22 protein-coding genes are annotated in these 21705 nt (G+C 52.1%); 1 reads left to right on the forward strand and 21 read right to left on the reverse strand.

Going from position 1 to position 21705, the window contains the following annotated elements; all coding sequences use genetic code 11:
- Positions 1–18: 18 nt before the first annotated feature.
- The 15 genes from tolR to sdhC all read right to left on the reverse strand — a co-directional run bounded on the left by tolR (position 19) and on the right by sdhC (position 15361).
- Positions 19–444, reverse strand: a complete 426-nt coding sequence (tolR, locus tag O1Q74_RS13785; RefSeq protein ID WP_010285025.1) for a colicin uptake protein TolR — start codon at positions 442–444, stop codon at positions 19–21.
- Positions 445–456: 12 nt separating this feature from the next.
- Entirely contained in the window at positions 457–1143 is a 687-nt protein-coding gene (tolQ, locus tag O1Q74_RS13790; RefSeq protein ID WP_225087365.1) for a Tol-Pal system protein TolQ, read from the reverse strand.
- Positions 1140–1544, reverse strand: a complete 405-nt coding sequence (gene ybgC / locus O1Q74_RS13795; RefSeq protein WP_039348462.1) for a tol-pal system-associated acyl-CoA thioesterase — start codon at positions 1542–1544, stop codon at positions 1140–1142. Before ybgC ends, tolQ begins: the two co-directional genes overlap by 4 nt.
- A gap of 133 nt (positions 1545–1677) precedes the next feature.
- Positions 1678–1971 carry a cyd operon protein YbgE gene (gene ybgE / locus O1Q74_RS13800; RefSeq protein ID WP_271873862.1) on the reverse strand — a complete coding sequence of 98 codons (294 nt, stop codon included), beginning with the start codon at positions 1969–1971 and terminating at the stop codon, positions 1678–1680.
- Complete coding sequence (gene cydX / locus O1Q74_RS13805; RefSeq protein WP_271873864.1) at positions 1968–2084, reverse strand: cytochrome bd-I oxidase subunit CydX; 117 nt, start codon at positions 2082–2084, stop codon at positions 1968–1970. The genes ybgE and cydX overlap by 4 nt, the downstream gene beginning before the upstream one ends.
- Positions 2085–2100: 16 nt before the next feature.
- Positions 2101–3240, reverse strand: coding sequence for a cytochrome d ubiquinol oxidase subunit II (gene cydB / locus O1Q74_RS13810; protein WP_271873866.1), 1140 nt, complete (start codon positions 3238–3240; stop codon positions 2101–2103).
- A gap of 13 nt (positions 3241–3253) precedes the next feature.
- Positions 3254–4822, reverse strand: coding sequence for a cytochrome ubiquinol oxidase subunit I (cydA, locus tag O1Q74_RS13815; RefSeq protein ID WP_225087362.1), 1569 nt, complete (start codon positions 4820–4822; stop codon positions 3254–3256).
- A 750-nt stretch (positions 4823–5572) separates the two neighbouring features.
- On the reverse strand, positions 5573–6445 hold the full coding sequence (gene sucD / locus O1Q74_RS13820; protein ID WP_271873868.1) for a succinate--CoA ligase subunit alpha: 873 nt from the start codon (positions 6443–6445) through the stop codon (positions 5573–5575).
- Entirely contained in the window at positions 6445–7611 is a 1167-nt protein-coding gene (gene sucC, locus O1Q74_RS13825) for an ADP-forming succinate--CoA ligase subunit beta (protein ID WP_040034615.1), read from the reverse strand. The genes sucD and sucC overlap by 1 nt, the downstream gene beginning before the upstream one ends.
- Before the next feature lie 197 nt (positions 7612–7808).
- Complete coding sequence (odhB, locus tag O1Q74_RS13830; RefSeq protein ID WP_271873869.1) at positions 7809–9035, reverse strand: 2-oxoglutarate dehydrogenase complex dihydrolipoyllysine-residue succinyltransferase; 1227 nt, start codon at positions 9033–9035, stop codon at positions 7809–7811.
- Positions 9036–9050: 15 nt separating this feature from the next.
- On the reverse strand, positions 9051–11858 hold the full coding sequence (sucA, locus tag O1Q74_RS13835) for a 2-oxoglutarate dehydrogenase E1 component (RefSeq protein WP_271873871.1): 2808 nt from the start codon (positions 11856–11858) through the stop codon (positions 9051–9053).
- A gap of 273 nt (positions 11859–12131) precedes the next feature.
- Positions 12132–12848: a succinate dehydrogenase iron-sulfur subunit gene (locus O1Q74_RS13840; RefSeq protein WP_015839515.1), complete on the reverse strand. Its 717-nt coding sequence runs from the start codon at positions 12846–12848 to the stop codon at positions 12132–12134.
- A 16-nt stretch (positions 12849–12864) separates the two neighbouring features.
- On the reverse strand, positions 12865–14631 hold the full coding sequence (gene sdhA / locus O1Q74_RS13845) for a succinate dehydrogenase flavoprotein subunit (RefSeq protein ID WP_271873873.1): 1767 nt from the start codon (positions 14629–14631) through the stop codon (positions 12865–12867).
- Positions 14631–14978, reverse strand: a complete 348-nt coding sequence (sdhD, locus tag O1Q74_RS13850; RefSeq protein ID WP_015839513.1) for a succinate dehydrogenase membrane anchor subunit — start codon at positions 14976–14978, stop codon at positions 14631–14633. The genes sdhA and sdhD overlap by 1 nt, the downstream gene beginning before the upstream one ends.
- A complete protein-coding gene (sdhC, locus tag O1Q74_RS13855) occupies positions 14972–15361 on the reverse strand; it encodes a succinate dehydrogenase cytochrome b556 subunit (protein WP_015839512.1) in 390 nt (129 codons plus the stop codon). Before sdhC ends, sdhD begins: the two co-directional genes overlap by 7 nt.
- 651 nt (positions 15362–16012) lie before the next feature.
- Between sdhC and O1Q74_RS13860 the strand changes: the two genes are divergently transcribed.
- Positions 16013–17299, forward strand: a complete 1287-nt coding sequence (locus O1Q74_RS13860; RefSeq protein WP_271873876.1) for a citrate synthase — start codon at positions 16013–16015, stop codon at positions 17297–17299.
- Positions 17300–17358: 59 nt separating this feature from the next.
- Here the strand turns inward: O1Q74_RS13860 and O1Q74_RS13865 are convergent, their stop codons facing one another.
- Genes O1Q74_RS13865 through pxpB form a run of 6 tightly spaced genes read right to left on the reverse strand, consistent with a single transcriptional unit; the run spans position 17359 to position 21634 of the window.
- A complete protein-coding gene (locus O1Q74_RS13865) occupies positions 17359–17784 on the reverse strand; it encodes a bleomycin resistance protein (RefSeq protein WP_271873877.1) in 426 nt (141 codons plus the stop codon).
- A 15-nt stretch (positions 17785–17799) separates the two neighbouring features.
- Positions 17800–18591 carry an endonuclease VIII gene (nei, locus tag O1Q74_RS13870; protein WP_271873879.1) on the reverse strand — a complete coding sequence of 264 codons (792 nt, stop codon included), beginning with the start codon at positions 18589–18591 and terminating at the stop codon, positions 17800–17802.
- 43 nt (positions 18592–18634) lie between these two features.
- On the reverse strand, positions 18635–19282 hold the full coding sequence (gene pcp, locus O1Q74_RS13875) for a pyroglutamyl-peptidase I (RefSeq protein ID WP_271873881.1): 648 nt from the start codon (positions 19280–19282) through the stop codon (positions 18635–18637).
- A gap of 30 nt (positions 19283–19312) precedes the next feature.
- A complete protein-coding gene (pxpA, locus tag O1Q74_RS13880; RefSeq protein ID WP_271873883.1) occupies positions 19313–20050 on the reverse strand; it encodes a 5-oxoprolinase subunit PxpA in 738 nt (245 codons plus the stop codon).
- The gene (gene pxpC, locus O1Q74_RS13885; RefSeq protein ID WP_271873885.1) at positions 20040–20984 is read right to left on the reverse strand and encodes a 5-oxoprolinase subunit PxpC; all 945 of its coding nucleotides are present in this window, start codon (positions 20982–20984) and stop codon (positions 20040–20042) included. Before pxpC ends, pxpA begins: the two co-directional genes overlap by 11 nt.
- Entirely contained in the window at positions 20978–21634 is a 657-nt protein-coding gene (pxpB, locus tag O1Q74_RS13890) for a 5-oxoprolinase subunit PxpB (protein WP_271873887.1), read from the reverse strand. Before pxpB ends, pxpC begins: the two co-directional genes overlap by 7 nt.
- Positions 21635–21705: the final 71 nt, after the last annotated feature.

Below are 21705 nucleotides of genomic sequence, written 5' to 3' on the forward strand. Positions count from 1 at the left end.
TTACCGTGATGCGCTCATTTAAATGGGTTGAGTCATCAAACCAACGGATTTTACGCCAGCCTGATGCAACAAATTCAACGCTTTAATGATCTCATCATAAGGAACATCCTTCGCGCCACCAATCAAAAAGACCGTCTTGGGATTGGTTGACAGCCGTGATTGCGCTTCAGCAACCACTTGTTCTGCTGGAAGTTGTTCCATACGATTTTGTTCAACAACCAGACTATATTGTCCTATGCCTGAAACCTCTACGATCACGGGCGGATTATCATTGCTGGAGACCGTTTTTGAGTCGGTCGCATCCGGCAGGTCCACCTCAACGCTCTGCGTAATAATGGGGGCTGTCGCCATAAAAATCAGCAACAGCACCAACAGCACGTCCAGTAACGGAACAATGTTGATCTCGGATTTCAGTTCACGACGGCCTCTGCGTACTCGTGCCATGATCCCCCCTGATTACTTACTGTTGTCGCTGGAGAACGCCTGACGGTGCAGGATAGCGATGAACTCTTCCATAAAGTTGTCGTAGTTCTGCTCCAGTTTGCTCACCCGCAGGTTAAGACGGTTGTACGCCATGACTGCAGGAATTGCCGCAAACAGGCCAATTGCCGTTGCAATCAACGCTTCGGCAATACCAGGGGCAACCATCTGTAAGGTTGCCTGCTTCACGGCACCCAGCGCGATGAAAGCATGCATAATCCCCCAAACGGTACCGAACAGACCGATATACGGACTGATAGAACCAACAGTGCCCAGGAAAGGAATGTGCGTTTCCAGCGTTTCCAATTCACGATTCATTGAAATACGCATGGCGCGGGACGCCCCTTCCACCACCGCTTCCGGCGCATGGCTGTTAGCACGATGCAGCCGTGCAAATTCTTTGAAACCTGAATGGAAGATTTGTTCAGTGCCCGTCAGGCTGTCTCGACGGCCTTGGCTTTCCTGGTAGAGACGCGACAGTTCAATGCCCGACCAAAATTTGTCCTCGAACGCCTCAGCCTCACGCGTCGCCGAATTCAGAATGCGGGTACGTTGAATAATGATCGCCCAGGAAGCGATAGAAAAACAGATTAAAATCAGCATGATTAGTTTGACCAGAAGGCTTGCCTTCAGGAACAAATCAAAAACGTTCATGTCAGTCACTGCTTGAACTCCGCGACAATAGACTTAGGAAGCGCAATTGGCTTCATTTGATGTGGATCGATGCATGCGATCAAAACTTCAGCATGGCTTAGCAGGGTGCCATGAGCATTGAGAATACGTTGTGCAAAAGTTAGCGAAGCACCACGTAGTGAGATAATCTCACTTTGCACTTCCAGCATGTCGTCGAGGCGCGCAGGAGCAAGATACTCCACCGTCATCCGACGAACAGCAAACGCGACATGCTCACTTAGCAAGGCTTGCTGGTGAAAGTTGCGCTCACGCAACGCCTCAGTTCTTGCCCTTTCATAAAAGGCAACATAGCGTGCATGGTAGACAACGCCACCTGCATCAGTGTCTTCAAAGTAGACTCGAACTGGCCAGCGAAACAACGAATTACTCACTCTACATCCCGGTAATGCATTAAACCTCGCTACTATACGCAAGAGAAATGAGGTTTGGAATGGATTGTGACAGCGGAAAGAAAATAATTATGGGCTGCAAGCAACCCATAACTAAATGGAATAGGAGACTATTTTAACCGAAGAAATAGTACAATCCTGCGCACAGGATCACAAAGGCAGGAAATGGTGCGAAAAACGCACGCCAGAGCTGGCGATGCGGACGAAAACCCACGCCGTGAACAACGCCAGCACAAACGGCCCAAATCAGTAGCAGCCCCTGCCAAACCGCGAGTTCACTGGTTCGCGCCGCAAAGCGCGTCGGATCCCAGAATACACAGCCCGCCAGCAGCAACGCCATGATAAGGGAAAGAGCCCTTATCGGGCTCTTATCCATCAGGCGATAGAGTTTATCGACCCGATCATTCATTGCTTATCTTCTTCAGCCGCTTTGCTTGCCTCACTCTGCTCAAGCGCCAGGGCCGTAACAATCCCCAGTGAGCAAGCAAGAAGCGTTCCGAGTATCCAGGCAAAATACCACATAAATTAAGCTCCTTACTTAGTACATAGAGTGAGTGTTTTGCTCAATCTGCTCTTTGGTAATGCGACCGAACATCTTGTAGTAACACCATGCGGTATAAGACAGCACGATAGGAACAAAAATAATCGCAACCACCGTCATGACTTTCAGGGTAAGCAGGCTCGACGTGGCATCCCACATTGTCAGACTCGCGTTAGGCACGGTGATTGACGGCATGATGAATGGGAACATGGCAACCCCAGCAGTCAAAATCACACAGGCGATAGTCAGAGAAGAGAACAGGAATGCCCATGCCCCTTTCTCTGCGCGCGCCATCACTGTAGTCAGCACAGGCAGTACAACGCCCAGAGCAGGAATCGCCCACAGTACAGGGTAATTATTGAAGTTGATCAACCAGGCTCCTGCCTGATGAGCGACTTCTTTATGCAACGGATTAGATTCAGCCGCAGTGTTAATCGCAGACGTCACCACATAACCATCAATACCGTAAACGACCCACACACCAGCCAGAGCAAACGTTACCATCATCACCAACGCAGAGATCTGCGCAGCAGATTTGGAACGCACGTGCAGATCGCCCGTGGTCCGCATCATCAGGTAAGTGGCGCCCTGAGTCAGGATCATGGTCAGGCTAACCACGCCAGCCAATAAACCAAACGGATTCAGCAGTTGGAAGAAGTTTCCGGTGTAGTACAGACGCAGATATTCATCGACATGGAACGGCACACCTTGTAACAGGTTGCCAAACGCCACACCGATCACCACCGGCGGAACAAAGCTACCGATGAAAATGCCCCAGTCCCACATGCCACGCCACCGCGGATCCTCAATTTTCGAGCGATAATCGAAGCCGACAGGACGGAAGAACAGTGATGCCAACACCAGAATCATCGCCACGTAAAAGCCGGAGAACGCGGCAGCGTAGACCATCGGCCAGGCAGCAAACAGTGCACCACCGGCGGTAATTAGCCATACCTGATTACCGTCCCAGTGCGGTGCAATACTGTTAATCATGACACGACGTTCGGTATCGCCACGCCCCATCAGACGCACCAGAATGCCCACGCCCATGTCAAAACCATCAGTGATAGCGAAGCCAATCAGCAAAATACCGATCAACAGCCACCAGATAAAACGCAAGACTTCATATTCAAACATAGTGGACTCCTGTTTACCGTGCTTCCTGCGCAGCCGCTATAGGTTGTTCAAAGTGGTAGCGCCCCGTTCTCAGGCTACTTGGGCCCAGGCGTGCGTATTTGAACATCAGATACATTTCTGCAACCAGGAATAGCGTATACAGACCACAAATCAGCGCCATAGAGAACAGAATATCCCCTGCTGTCAGTGATGACGTGGCGACAGCCGTTGGCAGAATTTCACCGATGGCCCAAGGTTGACGGCCGTATTCAGCCACAAACCAACCTGCTTCAACAGCAATCCACGGCAGCGGAATACCGTAGAGCGCAGCACGATGCAGCCATTTTTTCTGGCCAATTTTGCCACGCAGAACCGTCCAGAAAGACAGACCGATAATCAACAGCATCAGTACGCCACATGCAACCATGATACGGAAAGAGAAATACAGCGGTGCAACACGTGGAATAGAATCTTTGGTCGCCTGCTGGATTTGCGCTTCAGTCGCATCAGAGACTTTCGGCGTATAGCGTTTCAGCAGCATGCCATAACCCAGATCCTGCTTAGACTGGTTGAACGCTTCTTTTACTGCCGGATCGGTATTGCCTGCACGCAGTTCTTCCAACAGCTGATAGGCTTTCATACCGTTACGGATACGCACTTCGTGCATTTCCATCAGCTCTTTCAGACCAGTAACCTGCTTATCCGTTGAACGGGTAGCGATCAGGCCCAGAACATAAGGGATCTTGATGGCATAGTTGTTTTCCATCGTATCCTGGTTTGGAATACCGATCAGCGTGAAGGATGCCGGAGCGGGCTGAGTTTCCCATTCGGCTTCAATCGCTGCCAGTTTGGTTTTCTGCACATCGCCCATTTCATAACCGGATTCATCACCCAGCACGATAACAGACAGTACCGCAGCCAAACCAAAACTTGCTGCAATAGCGAATGAACGCTTGGCAAACGCAACGTCACGGCCTTTCAGCAGATAGTAAGAACTGATACCCAGAATGAACATCGCGCCCGTACAGTAGCCCGCAGCCACCGTGTGAACGAATTTCACCTGAGCAACCGGGTTCAGCACCAGATCGGCGAAGCTCACCATTTCCATACGCATGGTTTCGAAATTGAAATCCGATGCGATGGGGTTCTGCATCCAGCCATTGGCAACCAGAATCCACAGTGCGGAGAAGTTAGAGCCCAGCGCGACCAGCCAGGTAACGGCCATATGCTGCACTTTTCCTAAACGGTCCCAGCCGAAGAAGAACAAGCCAACAAAGGTCGATTCCAGGAAGAATGCCATCAGGCCTTCAATCGCCAACGGCGCGCCGAAAATATCCCCGACGTAGTGGGAGAAATATGACCAGTTGGTCCCGAATTGAAACTCCATGGTCAATCCGGTAGCGACCCCCAGAGCGAAGTTAATAGCGAATAACTTGCCCCAGAATTTAGTCATATCTTTATAGATTTGTTTGCCGGACAGCACATATACCGTTTCCATAATCGCCAGCAAAAACGCCATCCCCAGCGTTAATGGTACGAATAGAAAATGGTACATTGCAGTTAAGGCAAACTGTAAACGTGACAGTTCGACTACATCAAACATTTTGACTCCTTGCTCCTCGCAGGAAGGGATTAGCTTGCAAACGCTGACAAGCCGCCAAACATCCGGCCATTACACCCAAAAGAACACAACAAGAATTGCTTTAACACAGGCTGTAACAAACGCTATAAATACCGTTCACCAGGGCAGTCACACCCCGACAGCAAGCTCAAGATAAATCACAAGTATTACAAGTAGCGTACCCCATAGGGAGGTAGCCGTATATTACGCCTGTAATCCCCTACAATAAATAGGTTTTTACGTGACCTAGACTAGGTTTTTGGCTTCAAATCAACTTTTCAATTAAAAGACTTGAAAGGCGACAATTGACCTCGCGCAATTTAAGCCTATTTCATAAATTATATCCAGAGGCGTTTTTTGATCTAAAACAATTTAACGCTTTTCTCGTGATTAGTGCGTTGCATTAATTTCTTTATTGCACTCATTGTTAATGCAATGTGACTTTTTGGTTTAATTGAAATTAATCCAGCAATATATTTTTTACTTTAAGATTGGCTCATTCACATACAATGAAACGCATTTTTTATTCTGTATGATTTGATTTATTGCGTATTCTTTCGTTTATTTATTGTTTGAAATTTGTTGCGAACATATAACAATATTTAATCCTATTGAATTTCATCATCCTATGCATAAAAAAGCCACCCGGAATGAACTGACCCCTACTCGTTGGTGTCCAACTTTTAGGGTGCAGTTCACGAAGGTGGCTAGAGTGTTTAATCGGATAATCGATTAACGCGCTAATATCGCTTTTACTGCATCACCAATATCCGCCAGGCTGCGAACAGTTTTAACACCCGCGGCTTCTAACGCCGCGAACTTATCGTCAGCGGTACCTTTACCACCCGCGATGATGGCACCGGCATGGCCCATGCGCTTACCTTTCGGCGCTGTCACACCTGCGATGTAGCCGACAACCGGCTTAGTCACGTGTTCTTTAATATACGCTGCCGCTTCTTCTTCCGCCGTACCGCCGATTTCACCGATCATCACGATGGCTTCGGTCTGCGGATCCTGTTCAAACAGCTTTAGAATATCGATGAAGTTAGAGCCTGGAATCGGGTCACCGCCGATACCGACACAACTGGACTGACCCAGCCCGGCATCGGTGGTTTGCTTCACCGCTTCATACGTCAGCGTTCCTGAACGAGAAACGATACCCACTTTACCCGGCAGGTGAATATGGCCCGGCATAATACCGATTTTACATTCGCCCGGCGTGATTACACCAGGGCAGTTCGGGCCGATCATCCGCACGCCGCTCTGATCGAGTTTCACTTTCACCGTCAGCATATCCAGCGTTGGGATACCTTCGGTGATACAGATAATCAGCTCGATACCGGCGTCAATCGCTTCCAGAATGGAGTCTTTACAGAACGGAGCGGGGACGTAGATAACAGATGCCGTTGCGCCCGTTGCTTCTACCGCTTCACGCACTGTATTAAATACGGGCAGCCCCAGATGCTCCGTGCCGCCTTTACCTGGCGTCACACCACCAACCATTTGCGTACCGTAAGTAAGTGCTTGCTCAGAGTGAAATGTCCCCTGACTACCGGTAAAACCCTGACAGATAACTTTGGTATTTTTATTAATCAGAATGGACATTATTTACCCTCCACTGCTGCAACAACTTGCTGAGCGGCACCCGTCAGGCTGGTCGCGGCGATAATATTCAGGCCGCTATCCGCCAGTTTCTTGGCACCCAGCTCCGCATTGTTTCCTTCCAGACGTACCACAACCGGTACGTTAACACCCACTTCGGCCACTGCGCCAATGATGCCGTCAGCGATCAGGTCGCAACGCACAATGCCACCAAAGATGTTAACAAAGACAGCTTTTACCTTGTCGTCAGACAGGATAATTTTGAACGCTTCAGTAACGCGTTCTTTCGTCGCACCGCCGCCAACATCAAGGAAGTTTGCAGGAGCACCGCCGTGCAGCTTCACGATGTCCATGGTGCCCATGGCCAGACCGGCGCCGTTCACCATACAGCCAATGTTACCGTCCAGCGCAACATAGTTCAGTTCCCACTGTGCTGCATGCGCTTCACGGGAATCTTCCTGACTTGGGTCACGCATTTCACGCAGCTCAGGCTGACGGAACAACGCATTGCCGTCCGCGCCCAATTTGCCATCCAGACACACCAAATCGCCCTGCTTAGTGATAACCAGCGGGTTGATTTCTACCAGTGCCAGATCGCGCTCCAGGAACAGCGTCGCCAGACCCATGAAGATTTTGGTGAATTGAGCCACTTGCTTACCGCTCAGGCCCAGTTTGAAGGCCAATTCACGACCTTGGTAAGGCTGTGGGCCAACCAGCGGATCGATCGCCGCTTTATGAATCAGCTCCGGCGTTTCTTCCGCCACTTTTTCAATTTCTACGCCACCTTCGGTGGACGCCATGAACACCACGCGACGCGTGCCACGGTCAACAACCGCGCCCAAATAAAGCTCTTTGTCGATATCCGTTGCAGCTTCAACCAGGATCTGATGAACCGGCTGACCTTGCGCGTCAGTTTGATAAGTAACGAGTTTTTTACCCAACCAGTTTTCAGCAAAGGCGCGGATATCTTCTTTGTTACTGACGACTTTAACGCCGCCCGCTTTACCGCGACCGCCTGCGTGAACCTGACATTTTACGACCCACGGACCCGCACCAATTTTAGACGCGGCTTCTTCCGCTTCACGCGGTGTGGTGCAGGCATAACCGGTCGGTGCCGGTAAACCATATCGAGCAAAGAGTTGTTTTGCCTGATACTCGTGTAAATTCATGATGTTCTATCCATTTAGGTTTGGAGATAAGTCGGCAGGCGGTTTTTCATCACCGACTCTTTCGGTAGAGAAAAACGCCAATAACTCTCTGATATATTTGGATAACGCCGCTGAGAAGAAGCGGCCTGCATAGCACATAATCTGTGTATTTCGGGCGGAAACCGTCAGGGTTACCGCCCGAAAGTCTACCTGTCGGACTACACGTCTAACAGCAGACGCGCTGGATCTTCCAGCATCTCTTTCACCGTCACCAGGAAGCCAACGGATTCACGGCCGTCAACCAAACGGTGATCGTAAGACAGCGCCAGATACATCATCGGCAGAATAACGACCTGACCATCCACCGCCATTGGGCGATCTTTAATGGCGTGCATACCCAGAATCGCGCTCTGCGGTGGGTTGATGATCGGGGTAGACATCAGAGAACCAAAGACGCCGCCGTTGGTAATCGTGAAGTTACCACCCAGCAACTCTTCAACCGTCAGTTTGCCGTCACGACCTTTCACGGCCAGATCTTTGATACGTTTCTCAATGTCGGCCATGCCCAGCGCATCCACATCACGCAGTACTGGCGTAACCAGACCGCGCGGAGTAGAAACCGCAATGCTGACATCGAAATAGTTGTGGTAAACCACATCTTCGCCATCAATAGAGGCATTTACTTCAGGGTAACGCTTCAGCGCTTCAACCACGGCTTTGATGTAGAAGGACATAAAGCCCAGACGCACACCATGACGTTTCTCAAACGCTTCGCCGTATTGCTTGCGCAGATCCATAATGGGCTGCATGTTGATTTCGTTGAACGTCGTCAACATGGCCGTGCTGTTTTTCGCTTCCAGCAGACGCTCTGCAACACGTTTACGCAGGCGCGTCATCGGTACGCGTTTTTCACTGCGCGCACCCAAAGCAGGCACCGGAGAAGCCGCTGGAGCCTCAGACTTCGCGACTTTACCTGGTTCTTTCTTCTGGGCAGCCAAATGCTTATCCACGTCTTCACGAGTAATCCGACCACCTACACCACTGCCTTTGATAGCAGAAGCATCAAGATCGTGCTCGGCAATCAGGCGACGGATCGCCGGGCTGAGCGCATCGCTGCTCTCTTCTTCCAGTCCAGCCGTATGGCGCTGTGCCGGTGTTGATTCTTTACTCTGTGACTTCTCACTGGTTTCTTTACCAGAGCTGTCGCCACGACGAATACGACCCAGCAGTTGGCGAGACGTTACCGTTGCGCCCTCTTCTTCCAGCACAGCATCCAGAATGCCAGCTTCAGAAGCAGGCACTTCCAGTACAACTTTGTCAGTTTCAATTTCAACCAGTACTTCATCGCGCTGAACGCTATCGCCTGGTTTTTTATGCCAGGTAGCAACAGTGGCGTCAGCGACGGATTCAGGCAGGTCGGGCACAAGAATATCTACGCTACTCATTATCTATCCTTTTATTTAATCAACGTTCAGCGCGTCATCGACCAGATCTTGCTGTTGTTTCTGGTGTACGGACATATAGCCAACGGCGGGTGATGCAGAAGCCGGGCGTCCTGCGTAACGTAAAGAAGCCCCAAACGGAATCACTTCACGGAAATGGTGCTGACTGCAATACCAGGCTCCCTGATTCAGCGGCTCTTCCTGACACCACACGAAATCGTGAACATGGGCAAAAGATTCCAGTGCCGCTTGTACTGCCTGATGCGGGAACGGGTAAAGCTGTTCGATACGGACGATCGCGACATCTTTCTGCTCGTTCTTGCGGCGCTGCTCCAGCAAATCATAGTAGACCTTACCGGAACAAAGCACGACACGCTTCACGGCTGCCGGATCTAATTCTTCTATTTCGCCAATCGCAGGCTGGAAGGAACCGTTCGCCAGTTCTTCCAGTGAAGAGATCGCCAGCGGATGGCGCAACAGGGATTTTGGTGACATGACCACCAGCGGACGGCGCATTCCACGCAGCGCCTGACGGCGAAGCATGTGATATACCTGTGCCGGCGTTGAAGGAATACAAACCTGCATATTTTGCTCAGCGCACAATTGCAGATAACGTTCCAGTCTCGCAGACGAGTGCTCTGGGCCCTGTCCTTCGTAACCGTGCGGCAGTAGCATAACCAGACCACACATCCGGCCCCACTTCTGCTCGCCGGAGCTGATGAACTGGTCGATAACCACCTGCGCACCATTGGCGAAGTCACCAAACTGCGCTTCCCAGATGGTCAGCGTGCGCGGTTCTGCGGTCGCATAACCATATTCGAACGCCAGAATCGCCTCTTCGGACAATACAGAATCCCAGACGTTAAACGCGCCCTGCCCGTTATGCACATGATTCAGCGGCGTGTAGCTGGAACCGTTTTTCTGGTTATGCACGACAGCATGGCGATGGAAGAACGTACCGCGGCCGCTATCCTCACCGGACAGGCGAATCGGAATGCCCTCATCAACCAGCGTCGCGTAAGCCAGCGTTTCCGCTCCTCCCCAGTCAAACGGCTTGTTGCCAGCGGCCATTTCGGCACGGTCAGCATAAACTTTGGCAACGCGAGGATGAACGTCAATCCCTTCCGGCACTTCACTGATACGCTTCGCCAGTTCCTGTAAGCGTTTCATTTCTGTTGCGTGCGGATAAGGCTCATCCCATTCATGGTTCAGATACGGCGTCCAGGTAAAGGACTGCATGTCCATTTCACGCCATTCTTCCACCACACATTCACCCGCATCCAGCGCATCGCGGTACAGGTTGACCATTTCAGTGGCATCTTCCAGCGTGATGGATTTTTCCTGCTCCAGACGGTCGGCATAAACCTTACGTGGCGTAGGATGTTTTTTGATCTTCTGGTACATCATCGGCTGCGTTGCACTTGGCTCATCCGCTTCGTTATGACCATGGCGGCGGTAACAAATCAGATCGATAAATACATCGCGCTTAAAGGCATTGCGGAAATCCAGCGCCAGGCGTGTAACAAACGCCACCGCTTCAGGATCGTCTGCGTTAACGTGGAAAATCGGTGCCTGCACCATTTTACCGATATCGGTACAGTATTCGGTGGAACGAATATCCAGCGGGTTAGACGTAGTGAAGCCGATACGGTTGTTGATAACAATACGCAGTGTGCCGCCAACTTCGTAGCCACGCACCGTCGACATATTCAACAGTTCCTGAACCACACCCTGACCACTGACTGCTGCATCGCCGTGAATGGTGATTGGCAGAACACGTGGGCCACTCTGGCTACTAAGGCGGTCAAGACGCGCACGAACCGATCCCGTTACAACCGGGCTGACGATTTCAAGATGCGAGGGGTTGAACGCCAGCGCCAAATGCACCAGGCCGCCAGCGGTCTCGAATTCCGACGAGAAGCCCTGGTGATATTTCACGTCCCCCGTACCCAGGTGTTCTTTATGCTTGCCAGCAAACTCGTCGAACAGATCCTGAGATTTTTTGCCCAAAACGTTGATCAACACGTTGAGGCGGCCACGGTGCGCCATCCCCAAGACCACTTCACGGGTGTCGTTCGCGCCAGCATGGCGAATCAGTTCTTTCAGCATCGGAACCAGCGCATCGCCGCCTTCCAGCGAGAAACGCTTGGCACCGGGATATTTGGCACCCAGATAACGCTCCAGCCCTTCGGCTGCGGTTAACTCTTTCAGGAAACGGCGTTTCTCGTCTATCGTAAATGACGGTTGCCCCATTACCGATTCGATACGCTGCTGGATCCAGCGCTTCTCTTCCGTGCTGGTGATGTGCATGTATTCCGCACCGATAGAACCGCAATAGGTGCGCTTCAGTGCTTCATACAGATCTTCCAGCTTCATGGTGTCTTTGCCGATGGCAAAAGAGCCCACGTTGAAGGATTCCTGTAGGTCATCCTGCGTCAGATTGTGGTAATCCAGATCCAGTTCTGCAACTGGCTCCTGAGGGCGCAGGAAAATCGGGTCCAGATTAGCGCGCTGATGTCCACGGAAGCGGAACGCATTGATCAGCTGCAATACCTTGACCTGTTTAGCATCAATATCGGGATCGGTGACAGATGAAGTAAAGCGCGAAGCGTCTTTCGCCAAACGGCGGAAATAATCACGCGTTTTGGAATGGAGTTGATCCGGTTTGACCCCACTCGTAGGCAATTGCTGGAAGATCGAGCGCCAGCTATGTTCGATCGAGTCAGGATCGGTTAAAAAATCTTCATAGAGTTGCTCTATGTAGGACTGATTCGCACCCGCCAAATAGGAGGAATCCAGCCAGGCCTTCATTGCGCCGTTCTGCATTATGATCCCTTAAGCTAATAAGCTTCAGTTTTCGCCGTGGTTAACATGTAATTAGTGCCCGTATCTCGTTTACTATACAAACGGTTCACTTGTCGTACATCGGTACGCGCTTAGGGTATCCATCCCCCTAAGGAACCTTTAAAAACCGGTTCTGGCGCGTAAGCCGGTTTTTAAAGGTTTCCTGCGCTCCCTCTGAAGAATAGCAACTTCAGAGGGAGATACATGTTTTACTACTTATCTTTATGCAATAACGCGTTACGTACTGACTATCCGTTACGCGCTGCGGTGCAACAGCATCGATTTAATATGGCCGATAGCCTTGGTCGGGTTCAGCCCTTTCGGACACACGTTGACGCAGTTCATGATGCCGTGGCAGCGGAAGACGCTGAACGCATCGTCCAACTCGTCCAGTCGTGGCTTGGTTTCCGTATCGCGGCTGTCGATCAGGAAACGGTAAGCCGCCAGCAGCCCCGCAGGACCAACAAACTTGTCCGGGTTCCACCAGAACGACGGGCAAGACGTTGAACAGCAGGCGCACATGATGCATTCATACAACCCATCCAGCTTGGCACGTTGATCGGGCGATTGCAGATGCTCACGCGCCGGCGGATTTTTCCCATTATTCAACAGGTAAGGCTTTATTTTCTCATATTGGGCATAGAACTGTCCCATGTCCACTACCAAATCACGTACAACCGGTAATCCAGGTAAAGGACGGATAACAATTTTGCTGTTTCCGCGACGTAACGCGGAAACTGGCGTAATACAGGCCAGCCCGTTTTTGCCGTTCATGTTAACGCCATCGGAACCGCAGACGCCTTCACGGCAGGAACGACGGAATGACAGCGTCGGATCCTGCTCTTTCAGCAACATCAGCGCATCCAGCAGCATCATGTCGCGGCCTTCTTCCGCTTCCAGTTGGTAATCCTGCATCCGCGGAGCATCGTCAACATCCGGGTTGTAACGATAAATAGAAAATTCGAGTTTCATCGTTTGATCTCCGCAATTAATAAGTACGTACTTTCGGCGGGAACGCCGGACGCAGTTTAGGCTGCATGTTCACCTCACGGCGCGTCATGCTGTCGGTTTGCGGCAGATACAACGAATGGCACAGCCAATTCTCATCGTCACGCTCTGGGTAGTCGAAACGACTATGCGCGCCACGGCTTTCGGTACGGAAGTTGGCGGATACCGCTGTCGCATAGGCGGTCTCCATCAGGTTATCCAGCTCCAGACACTCGATACGCTGGGTGTTGAACTCGCTTGACGTGTCGTCCAGACGCGCATTTTTCAGGCGTTCGCGGATCACTTTCAGCTCTTCCAACCCTTTCGCCATCGCATCGCCTTCGCGGAAGACCGAGAAGTTATTCTGCATACAGGATTGCAGCGCTTTACGGATTTCAACCGGATCTTCCCCTGAGCGGGTCGTGTTCCAGCGGTTCAGGCGATCGAGCGATGCCTCAATATCGGAATCGCTGGCATCACGGCTAGTGCCCTGCTCTTCCAGAGACTCTTGCAGGTGAATACCCGCCGAGCGACCGAATACCACCAGGTCGAGCAGCGAGTTACCGCCCAGACGGTTAGCGCCATGAACCGAGACGCAGGCAATTTCCCCCACGGCGAACAGCCCTGGAATCACCACGTCTTCACCTTTCTCATTCACCGTCAGCGCCTGACCGCTCACTTTGGTCGGAATACCGCCCATCATGTAATGGCAGGTTGGAATAACCGGAATCGGCTCTTTTACCGGGTCGACGTGAGCAAACGTGCGGGACAGCTCCAAAATACCCGGCAGACGGGATTCCAGAACGTCTTTACCCAGATGGTCCAGCTTCAGCTTGGCATGAGGCCCCCACGGACCTTCACAGCCACGGCCTTCACGAATTTCGATCATGATGGAACGCGCAACAACGTCACGGCCCGCCAGATCTTTCGCGTTCGGCGCGTAGCGCTCCATAAAACGTTCACCGTACTTGTTCAGCAGGTAACCGCCTTCACCACGACAGCCTTCTGTCACCAGTACACCTGCACCAGCAATACCGGTCGGGTGGAACTGCCACATTTCCATGTCCTGCAACGGAACGCCAGCACGCAGCGCCATACCCACGCCGTCACCTGTATTAATGTGAGCGTTGGTCGTGGATTGATAGATACGGCCCGCACCGCCCGTTGCCAGTACGGTCGCTTTCGCTTTGAAATAAACGACTTCACCGGTTTCGATACAGATAGCCGTACAGCCGACTACCGCGCCATCCTGGTTCTTCACCAGATCGAGGGCGTACCATTCGGAGAAAATAGTCGTATGATTTTTCAGGTTCTGCTGATACAACGTATGCAGTAGCGCGTGACCGGTACGGTCAGCGGCAGCCGCCGTACGTGCGGCCTGCTCGCCGCCAAAGTTCTTGGATTGACCACCGAACGGACGCTGATAAATGCTGCCATCATCCAGACGGGAGAACGGTAACCCCATGTGTTCCAGCTCCAGAATCGCTTCCGGTCCGGTTTTACACATATATTCAATCGCGTCCTGATCGCCAATGTAATCTGACCCTTTTACGGTGTCATACATGTGCCATTCCCAGTTATCTTCATGGGTGTTACCCAGCGCAACGGTAATACCGCCCTGCGCAGAGACAGTATGGGAACGGGTTGGGAAGACTTTCGATAACAGGGCACAGGACAGGCCCATTTGGGAGATTTGCAGCGCGGCGCGCATACCTGCGCCACCGGCACCAACAACCACTGCATCAAATTCTCTGACTGGCAAATTCATCACGCACCCCACACCACAATAGTTCCATAAATGACGTACACCAACAGCGCTACGACAATCGCCAACTGTAAAGTCAGGCGTAAGGCCAGCGGTTTAATGTAGTCGGTCAGCACTTGCCACATCCCTATCCAGGCATGAACCAGAATGGAAAATAACGTTAGCAGTGTGAATACTTTGGTGAGAGCCATCGAGAAGAAACCACGCCAGATTTCATACGTGATATCGCCAGCCGTAGCAATAAAACCAATGATATAAATTACATACAGAACAATGACGATGGCGGAAGCGCGAATCAGTAACCAATCGTGTACGCCATTGCGTCCTAACGCAGAAGCATTGCTTACCATACGAGGACTCCAGCCAGAATTGAAAGCACGACAGTAATAATAAAGGAGATATTTGCAGAACGCTTACCTGCGGCAAGGTCTTCTTCTATATAGCCAAAATCCATCAAGAGATGACGTAAACCACCAACAATGTGATAAGCCAACGCAACGAGGATGCCCCAAACGATAAATTTGACGATGAAGCTATCCATAATTTCCGCAGCACGCAGGAATCCTTCCTCTGAAGAAAGAGAAGTGCCTAACAGCCACAGTAAAATACCGACAGCGACAAAGGTGATAACGCCGGAGACGCGGTGAAGAATAGATGCTATCGCAGTAACGGGAAACTGGATCGTCTGCAATTCCAGATTGACAGGTCTTTGTTTTTTCACGGATTTGCCCACACAGCTTTTATTATTGTTTCTTCCTCCGGGCCTGATGTGAGGTCAGACAGTATGAAAGTTGCAGCCCTGAAGAGTGGGTTTACGATACGCGCTCAAACATCGACATTCCGGTGTCTAAACAGCGCATGATCCTTTCATACTGGGTGCTCCTACTGCAGGGTGATTCCGGAGACCTGGCGGCAGTATAGGTCCTTCACATTCCCATTACAATTCCCATACAAACTGTTTGGTGACATTTGCCCCGAACAGTGATTTAGATCACGAATTTCACAATTTATATAAAATTAATTATCTGATTTGACAAAAGTTCAACATTTCAATTACAACTAGGGGATTGAATTCCTTATGATGTGTTAAAGCACACGGCGACACTTCCACACTGGCGTAACTTATGTAACAGTGGGGAGAGTCCACGTAAAAGTCATAGGTAATGACTAGAATCTATTCAGAGCGCCACTCATTATCTGAATATTGTTAATTACCTGGAGAACAAATTTTTCATCCTGAATGCGGCAATCCGCCTTACTCTGTACCCTATTTGACGACTGTGTCACGACAGAGTTTCACCGGCCATTATTCTTGCCGGCGTACAGGCATGACGGTATTTCTTCAGTGAAAATTTTTAAAATTAAAGCGCTAAGGAGACTGTAAATGGCTGATAAAAAAGCAACACTTACTCTAGAAGGTAAAGAACCTATTGAGCTAAATGTCCTATCCGGCACACTAGGACATGATGAGATTGATATTCGTCCCCTCGGTTCTAAAGGTTACTTCACGTTTGACCCTGGCTTTACCTCTACGGCATCTTGCGAATCAAAGATTACCTATATCGACGGTGACGAAGGCGTCCTGCTGCACCGCGGCTTCCCCATTGACCAACTGGCTGAAAAATCCAACTATCTTGAAGTGTGTTACATCCTGCTGTTCGGTGAAGTCCCGACAACAGAACAGTATGAAACCTTCAAGACGACCGTGACGCGCCACACCATGATCCATGAACAGATTACCCGTCTGTTCCACGGTTTCCGCCGCGATTCACACCCAATGGCCGTATTGTGCGGCGTGACTGGCGCGCTGGCGGCGTTCTACCACGATTCACTGGACATCAACATTGAGCGCCACCGCGAAATCGCGGCCTACCGCCTGCTGTCCAAAATGCCGACCGTCGCGGCAATGTGCTACAAATATTCACTGGGCCAGCCGTTTGTTTATCCGAAAAACAACCTGTCCTACGCAGGTAACTTCCTGCACATGATGTTCTCTACGCCTTGTGAAGAATATGTTGTAAATCCGGTGCTGGAACGCGCCATGGACCGTATTCTGATCCTGCATGCCGATCACGAACAAAACGCCTCAACCTCTACCGTCCGTACCGCTGGCTCGTCTGGTGCGAACCCGTTTGCCTGTATCGCCGCGGGAATCGCCTCGCTGTGGGGACCGGCGCACGGTGGCGCGAACGAAGCCTGTCTGCGTATGCTGGAAGAAATCAGCAGCGTGGAACACATCCCTGCGTTTATCGAACGTGCAAAAGACAAAAACGACTCCTTCCGTCTAATGGGCTTTGGCCACCGCGTGTACAAGAACCACGACCCACGCGCCAAAGTCATGCGTGAAACCTGCCATGAAGTGCTGAAAGAGCTGGGCAGAAAAGACGACCTGTTGGAAGTGGCGATGGAGTTGGAGCATATCGCGCTGAACGACCCGTACTTCATTGAGAAGAAACTGTACCCGAACGTGGACTTCTACTCCGGTATCATCCTGAAAGCGATGGGCATTCCGTCTTCCATGTTCACCGTTATCTTCGCGATGGCGCGTACCGTGGGCTGGATTGCGCACTGGAACGAAATGCACGACGACGGCATCAAGATTGCCCGTCCACGTCAGCTGTACACCGGCTATGACAAACGTGACTTCGCATCCAATCTGAAACACGATTAATCCATTCAGTACGCATCAAAAAGGCCGGATATCACATCCGGCCTTTTTTTATAACGGTACTAAAGGGATGACTTACAACCTAAACTTTGCGTGAATCGCAATAAATAGCCATCTGGATCCTGTACCAGAAAATTACTTTCCCCGTGGTACACCTCATGATCGCGGTACCAGCACGTTTCCACGGGTCTGCGTAGCGTATAACCCGCACGTTCAATCGCCGCCGCCAGCACCTGAACATCTGGGCACTCAATCGATAAATTCATACCGCGGCCAAACGGCGGTTCTAAAGGCTCCACACGCCAGGGTGATTCGGTTAAGTAATCCTGTTCCAGCATCAGTTGGCTCCCATGAAATGAAAGGAATGCGAACTTATCTTCAGGCCTGTCGTACTCAATCTGAAATCCCAAAACATGGCAATAAAACGCCAGACTCTTTTGTAAGTCAGAGACAATCATTTCTGGAATTAACGTATTCATCTTGCGCATAAATCACTCACATTATCACTTCTGGCAGTGCGGGCACCAATAGAACGGGCGTGATGACAGCATGGTTCTTTCGATGACTCCGCCGCAGCGCTCACAGCATTCCCCTTCACGATGGAAAACCTTGAACGAAAAAATCGCCCCATGATGTCGATTTTCATCAACGGTGCCGCGCGTGTTGTAGGACAATCGGGGAATCTCCAGCAGCGCCTGACTTAACGTCTGCAACTGGTCCTCATTCAACTGTGCTGCTGTATGTTGCGGCGCCAGCTGTGCCTGCCAGAGAATCTCGACGCGCAGGTAATTCCCTAGTCCCGCAAGAAATGCCTGATCCAACAGCAGTCCACTGAACTGACGACGGCGAAAGCGCGGTAATAACAGGCGCTCATACACCTGTTCCAGCGTCAGTGAGAGATCCAAGACATCAGGGCCAATACGTTGCAGGAAAGGATGCGCGGTGAGCGCTTCCGGCGTCAGCATTTCAATATCGGACGCGCTGTAAAGCAGAATGGCGCGATCCTGCGTTTCCAGCCGGACGCGCAAATCCCGCTTCGTTTCCGGCGATTCGCCGGCATTCACGACGCGCCACACGCCATACAGCTGATTGTGGCTATACAGCACCCGATCGTTGCTAAAATAGGTCAGCAGCGCTTTTCCACGCGTTTCAATCTGCCTGATCTGCTGCCCAACCAATTCCGCCTCGTACGGCTTCAACTCAGGAAACGCAAACCAGACACGCGTCAGCGTTTTTCCCACAACGGCCTCAACCAGCTTATCGGCCGCCCGGCGAATTTCCGGTCCTTCCGGCATACCTTACTCCCTGAAATTCAGACATATTGCGCGATTAATCACTCTAATGCAGCGCGCCACCCGTCACCGCCACATCCACCTGCTGCACCAGCGACTGCTTGATCATCACTTCCAGCGCCGCCGTCACGAGCGGCGTAGGCATGCTCGGTTCACCGGGATGTCGCGCAGCCTGTTCCGGCGAATAGGGGGTGTGAACGAACCCGCCGCGCACCACATCGCCCTGTTGGTGCAGGTGATGTAAAAGCCCGTACATCACATGGTTACAGACAAACGTCCCCGCAGTTTGCGATACCGAGGCAGGAATGCCCGCCACACGTAACGCCTGCACCAGTGCTTTTATCGGTAACGTCGAAAAATAGGCCGCAGGTCCGTTTTCCACCACGGGCGTGTCAATCGGCTGGTTACCGCGGTTATGGGCAATACGGGCATCATTAATATTAATTGCCACGCGTTCGACAGAAATATCAGCGCGCCCGCCTGCCTGCCCCACCGCGATCACCACTTCCGGCTGCCATTCCGCGATAGCACGGTAAAGTTCTTCCAGCGACACATCAAAAACACACGATAAACGACAGGCGACCACACGTGCACCGCCGACTTCCCGCTGATGAAGCACTTTTACTGCTTCCCATGAGGGATTAATCGCTTCGCCCTCAAAAGGTTCAAACGCCGTGATCAAAACGGTTTTCATCGATTATCCCCGTCCTACAAAAAATAATGATTATGCCGCAGCAACCGTTATCTGGTGCTCGCTAAAGCAGCTACGTAATTTGCGGGCAAACAGCAGTGCGTGTTGTCCATCGCCGTGAATACACACGGTATCCGCCTGCACATTAACCCAGGATCCGTCGATTGCCCTGACCCGTTGGCGCTGAATCATTTCCAGCGTCTGCGCCAGCGCCAGCTCATCGCTGTTAATCAGCGCTCCCGCCTGAGTGCGCGGTACCAGCGTTCCGTCAGGCAGATAACAGCGATCGGCGAACACTTCCTGACGCGTCTCCAGCCCTAGCCGTTGCCCGGCTCGGATTAGCTCACTGCCCGCCAGCCCGACCAGACGCAGCGAGGGATTGACGACCTTCACTGCCTTGGCTATCGCATCAGCCAGCGCCGGTTCGCATGCGGCCTGATTGTAAAGCATGCCGTGGGGCTTTACGTGCGACAGCGTGCCCCCTTCGGCAGCGACAATCGCGCTGAGTGCACCAAGCTGATACACCATCTGTGCGAAGACAATTTCCGCAGGCACATTCATCGCCTTACGGCCAAAATTTTCACGATCGGGAAAACTCGGATGCGCACCAAGCGCAACCCCATAGCCCATTCCCCAACGCACTGACTGACGCATGGTTTGCGCGTCGCCAGCATGAAATCCACAGGCAATATTGGCAGAGGTCACCAGCTTCAGCAGCGCTTCGTCGTTCTCTCCCCCCTCGCCCAGATCGGCATTCAGATCAATAATCATGCAGCCTCCACGCCAGTTGTTCGAGGTAACGTCGCTGTTCTTCGCCCGCTTTTTGCGCCTGTGCCTGCGTGCAGCGAATAAAATGTATCGGTTCACCGAGTCGGATTTGCGCCAGATGGAATAAATCCGCTTCAATCACCGTCGCAATACGCGGGTAACCACCGGTTGTCTGCGCATCCGCCAGCAGTACGATAGGATGACCATTGTGCGGAACCTGCACGACGCCCGGTAGCAGTCCATGCGATGGCAGTTCGCGCGGTTTGTTGCCTGACAAGGCAGAACGCTGTAGCTCAGCACCGAGCAAACGGTAGCCCATGCGGTTACTTTGCGGGCTCAACTGCCAGGAGGTTCGCCAGAACAGCTCCTGCATCTCTTCACTGAATTCCTGATACTCTGGCCCCGGCAATGCCCGCACGCGGTTGCTGAACAACAGTTGCTTAATACCGGCTTCCCGCGTCAGTTCACGAGCCGGCGTACCCAGCGGAAGCTCATCGCCGTCCATCAGCAAACGCCCGTCAAAACCACCAAAACCGGCTTTCAAATCGGTACTACGCGAACCGAGCGCTTCCGGCACATCCACACCGCCGGACAAGGCCAGATAGCTGCGCATCCCGTTACGTGGCATACGCATTTTCAACGTTTGGCCTGGCTTCACAGCGAAACGCCAGCCTGTCCAGAGCGGCTTTCCATCCAGCTCGGCATGACAGTCCGCCCCCGTCAGCGCCACCCAGCAGGCGGTGGTGAATGTTGCGCTAAACTTGCCCAGTGTAATTTCCAGCGCAGCGGCATTCTCCGCGTTTCCCACCAGCAGGTTGGCCATTTTCAGGGCGGGTAGATCGAGCACCCCTGACTGGCTGATTCCCAAACGACGAAAGCCGACACGGCCACCGTCCTGCACCGAGGTATGCAATCCGGCATGGATAACTTTCAGCATACGCCCTCCTTCTGTGGCAGAAACCGAACGTTATCGCCGGGGCGTAGCAGCGTTGGTGGCATCGTTTGTGGCGTAAACAGCGTCAGTGAAGTGCGGCCTATCAACTGCCAGCCTCCCGGCGTCGCCAGCGGATAGATCCCTGTCTGTGCACCACCAATCCCGACCGATCCGGCTGGCACGCGCACACGTGGTTCGGCGCGGCGCGGCATATGCAATTTCTCATGTAATCCGCCGAGGTAGGCAAAGCCCGGCTGAAAGCCTAAAAAGTAGACGACGTACTGTGCGGCCGCGTGCGCTTCCACGACCTGGCTCGCAGTCAGGCCACTATGCGCGGCCACTTCCGTCAAGTCGGGCCCCGCGTCTCCGCCATAAACGACGGGAATGTCGATATCACGTGGATCAAACACCAGCGATTCGCTCTCTTCCCACCAGCGCTGCAAGCGTTCAATCGCATCCAACGCCACCTGCTGCGGGTTCGCCAGCAGCACCGTCAAATTGTTCATGCCCGGAATCGCCTCCAGCACCTCTTCATGGTGGTTCAGGCGCTCGGCAAGTCCCCATATCCGCTGCTGACTTTCCAACGACATGGGCGGTTCCAGTTCCAGAACCACAGCTCTCTCGCCCAGAAGATAACACCGTGCTCGTTGCAATCTTTCCTCCTGAATCGCGTTTTATCCGTCATGGTGAACATGGCTAAATGATTAGTGTGGCTTACTGTTCT

The organism is Pectobacterium sp. A5351 (assembly GCF_028335745.1).
Classification (GTDB): domain Bacteria; phylum Pseudomonadota; class Gammaproteobacteria; order Enterobacterales; family Enterobacteriaceae; genus Pectobacterium.

Coding starts and splice junctions, on each gene's coding strand:
- O1Q74_RS13865 (WP_271873877.1), bottom strand. CDS start 17,784: ATGCGCAAGATGAATACGTTAATTCCAGAAATGATTGTCTCTGACTTA.
- sdhD (WP_015839513.1), bottom strand. CDS start 14,978: ATGGTAAGCAATGCTTCTGCGTTAGGACGCAATGGCGTACACGATTGG.
- ybgE (WP_271873862.1), bottom strand. CDS start 1,971: ATGAATGATCGGGTCGATAAACTCTATCGCCTGATGGATAAGAGCCCG.
- O1Q74_RS13860 (WP_271873876.1), top strand. CDS start 16,013: ATGGCTGATAAAAAAGCAACACTTACTCTAGAAGGTAAAGAACCTATT.
- pxpA (WP_271873883.1), bottom strand. CDS start 20,050: ATGATTATTGATCTGAATGCCGATCTGGGCGAGGGGGGAGAGAACGAC.
- tolR (WP_010285025.1), bottom strand. CDS start 444: ATGGCACGAGTACGCAGAGGCCGTCGTGAACTGAAATCCGAGATCAAC.
- nei (WP_271873879.1), bottom strand. CDS start 18,591: ATGCCGGAAGGACCGGAAATTCGCCGGGCGGCCGATAAGCTGGTTGAG.
- odhB (WP_271873869.1), bottom strand. CDS start 9,035: ATGAGTAGCGTAGATATTCTTGTGCCCGACCTGCCTGAATCCGTCGCT.
- sucA (WP_271873871.1), bottom strand. CDS start 11,858: ATGCAGAACGGCGCAATGAAGGCCTGGCTGGATTCCTCCTATTTGGCG.
- sucD (WP_271873868.1), bottom strand. CDS start 6,445: ATGTCCATTCTGATTAATAAAAATACCAAAGTTATCTGTCAGGGTTTT.
- cydB (WP_271873866.1), bottom strand. CDS start 3,240: ATGTTTGAATATGAAGTCTTGCGTTTTATCTGGTGGCTGTTGATCGGT.
- sdhA (WP_271873873.1), bottom strand. CDS start 14,631: ATGAATTTGCCAGTCAGAGAATTTGATGCAGTGGTTGTTGGTGCCGGT.
- O1Q74_RS13840 (WP_015839515.1), bottom strand. CDS start 12,848: ATGAAACTCGAATTTTCTATTTATCGTTACAACCCGGATGTTGACGAT.
- pxpC (WP_271873885.1), bottom strand. CDS start 20,984: ATGCTGAAAGTTATCCATGCCGGATTGCATACCTCGGTGCAGGACGGT.
- sucC (WP_040034615.1), bottom strand. CDS start 7,611: ATGAATTTACACGAGTATCAGGCAAAACAACTCTTTGCTCGATATGGT.
- cydA (WP_225087362.1), bottom strand. CDS start 4,822: ATGTTTGATGTAGTCGAACTGTCACGTTTACAGTTTGCCTTAACTGCA.
- pcp (WP_271873881.1), bottom strand. CDS start 19,282: ATGAAAACCGTTTTGATCACGGCGTTTGAACCTTTTGAGGGCGAAGCG.
- cydX (WP_271873864.1), bottom strand. CDS start 2,084: ATGTGGTATTTTGCCTGGATACTCGGAACGCTTCTTGCTTGCTCACTG.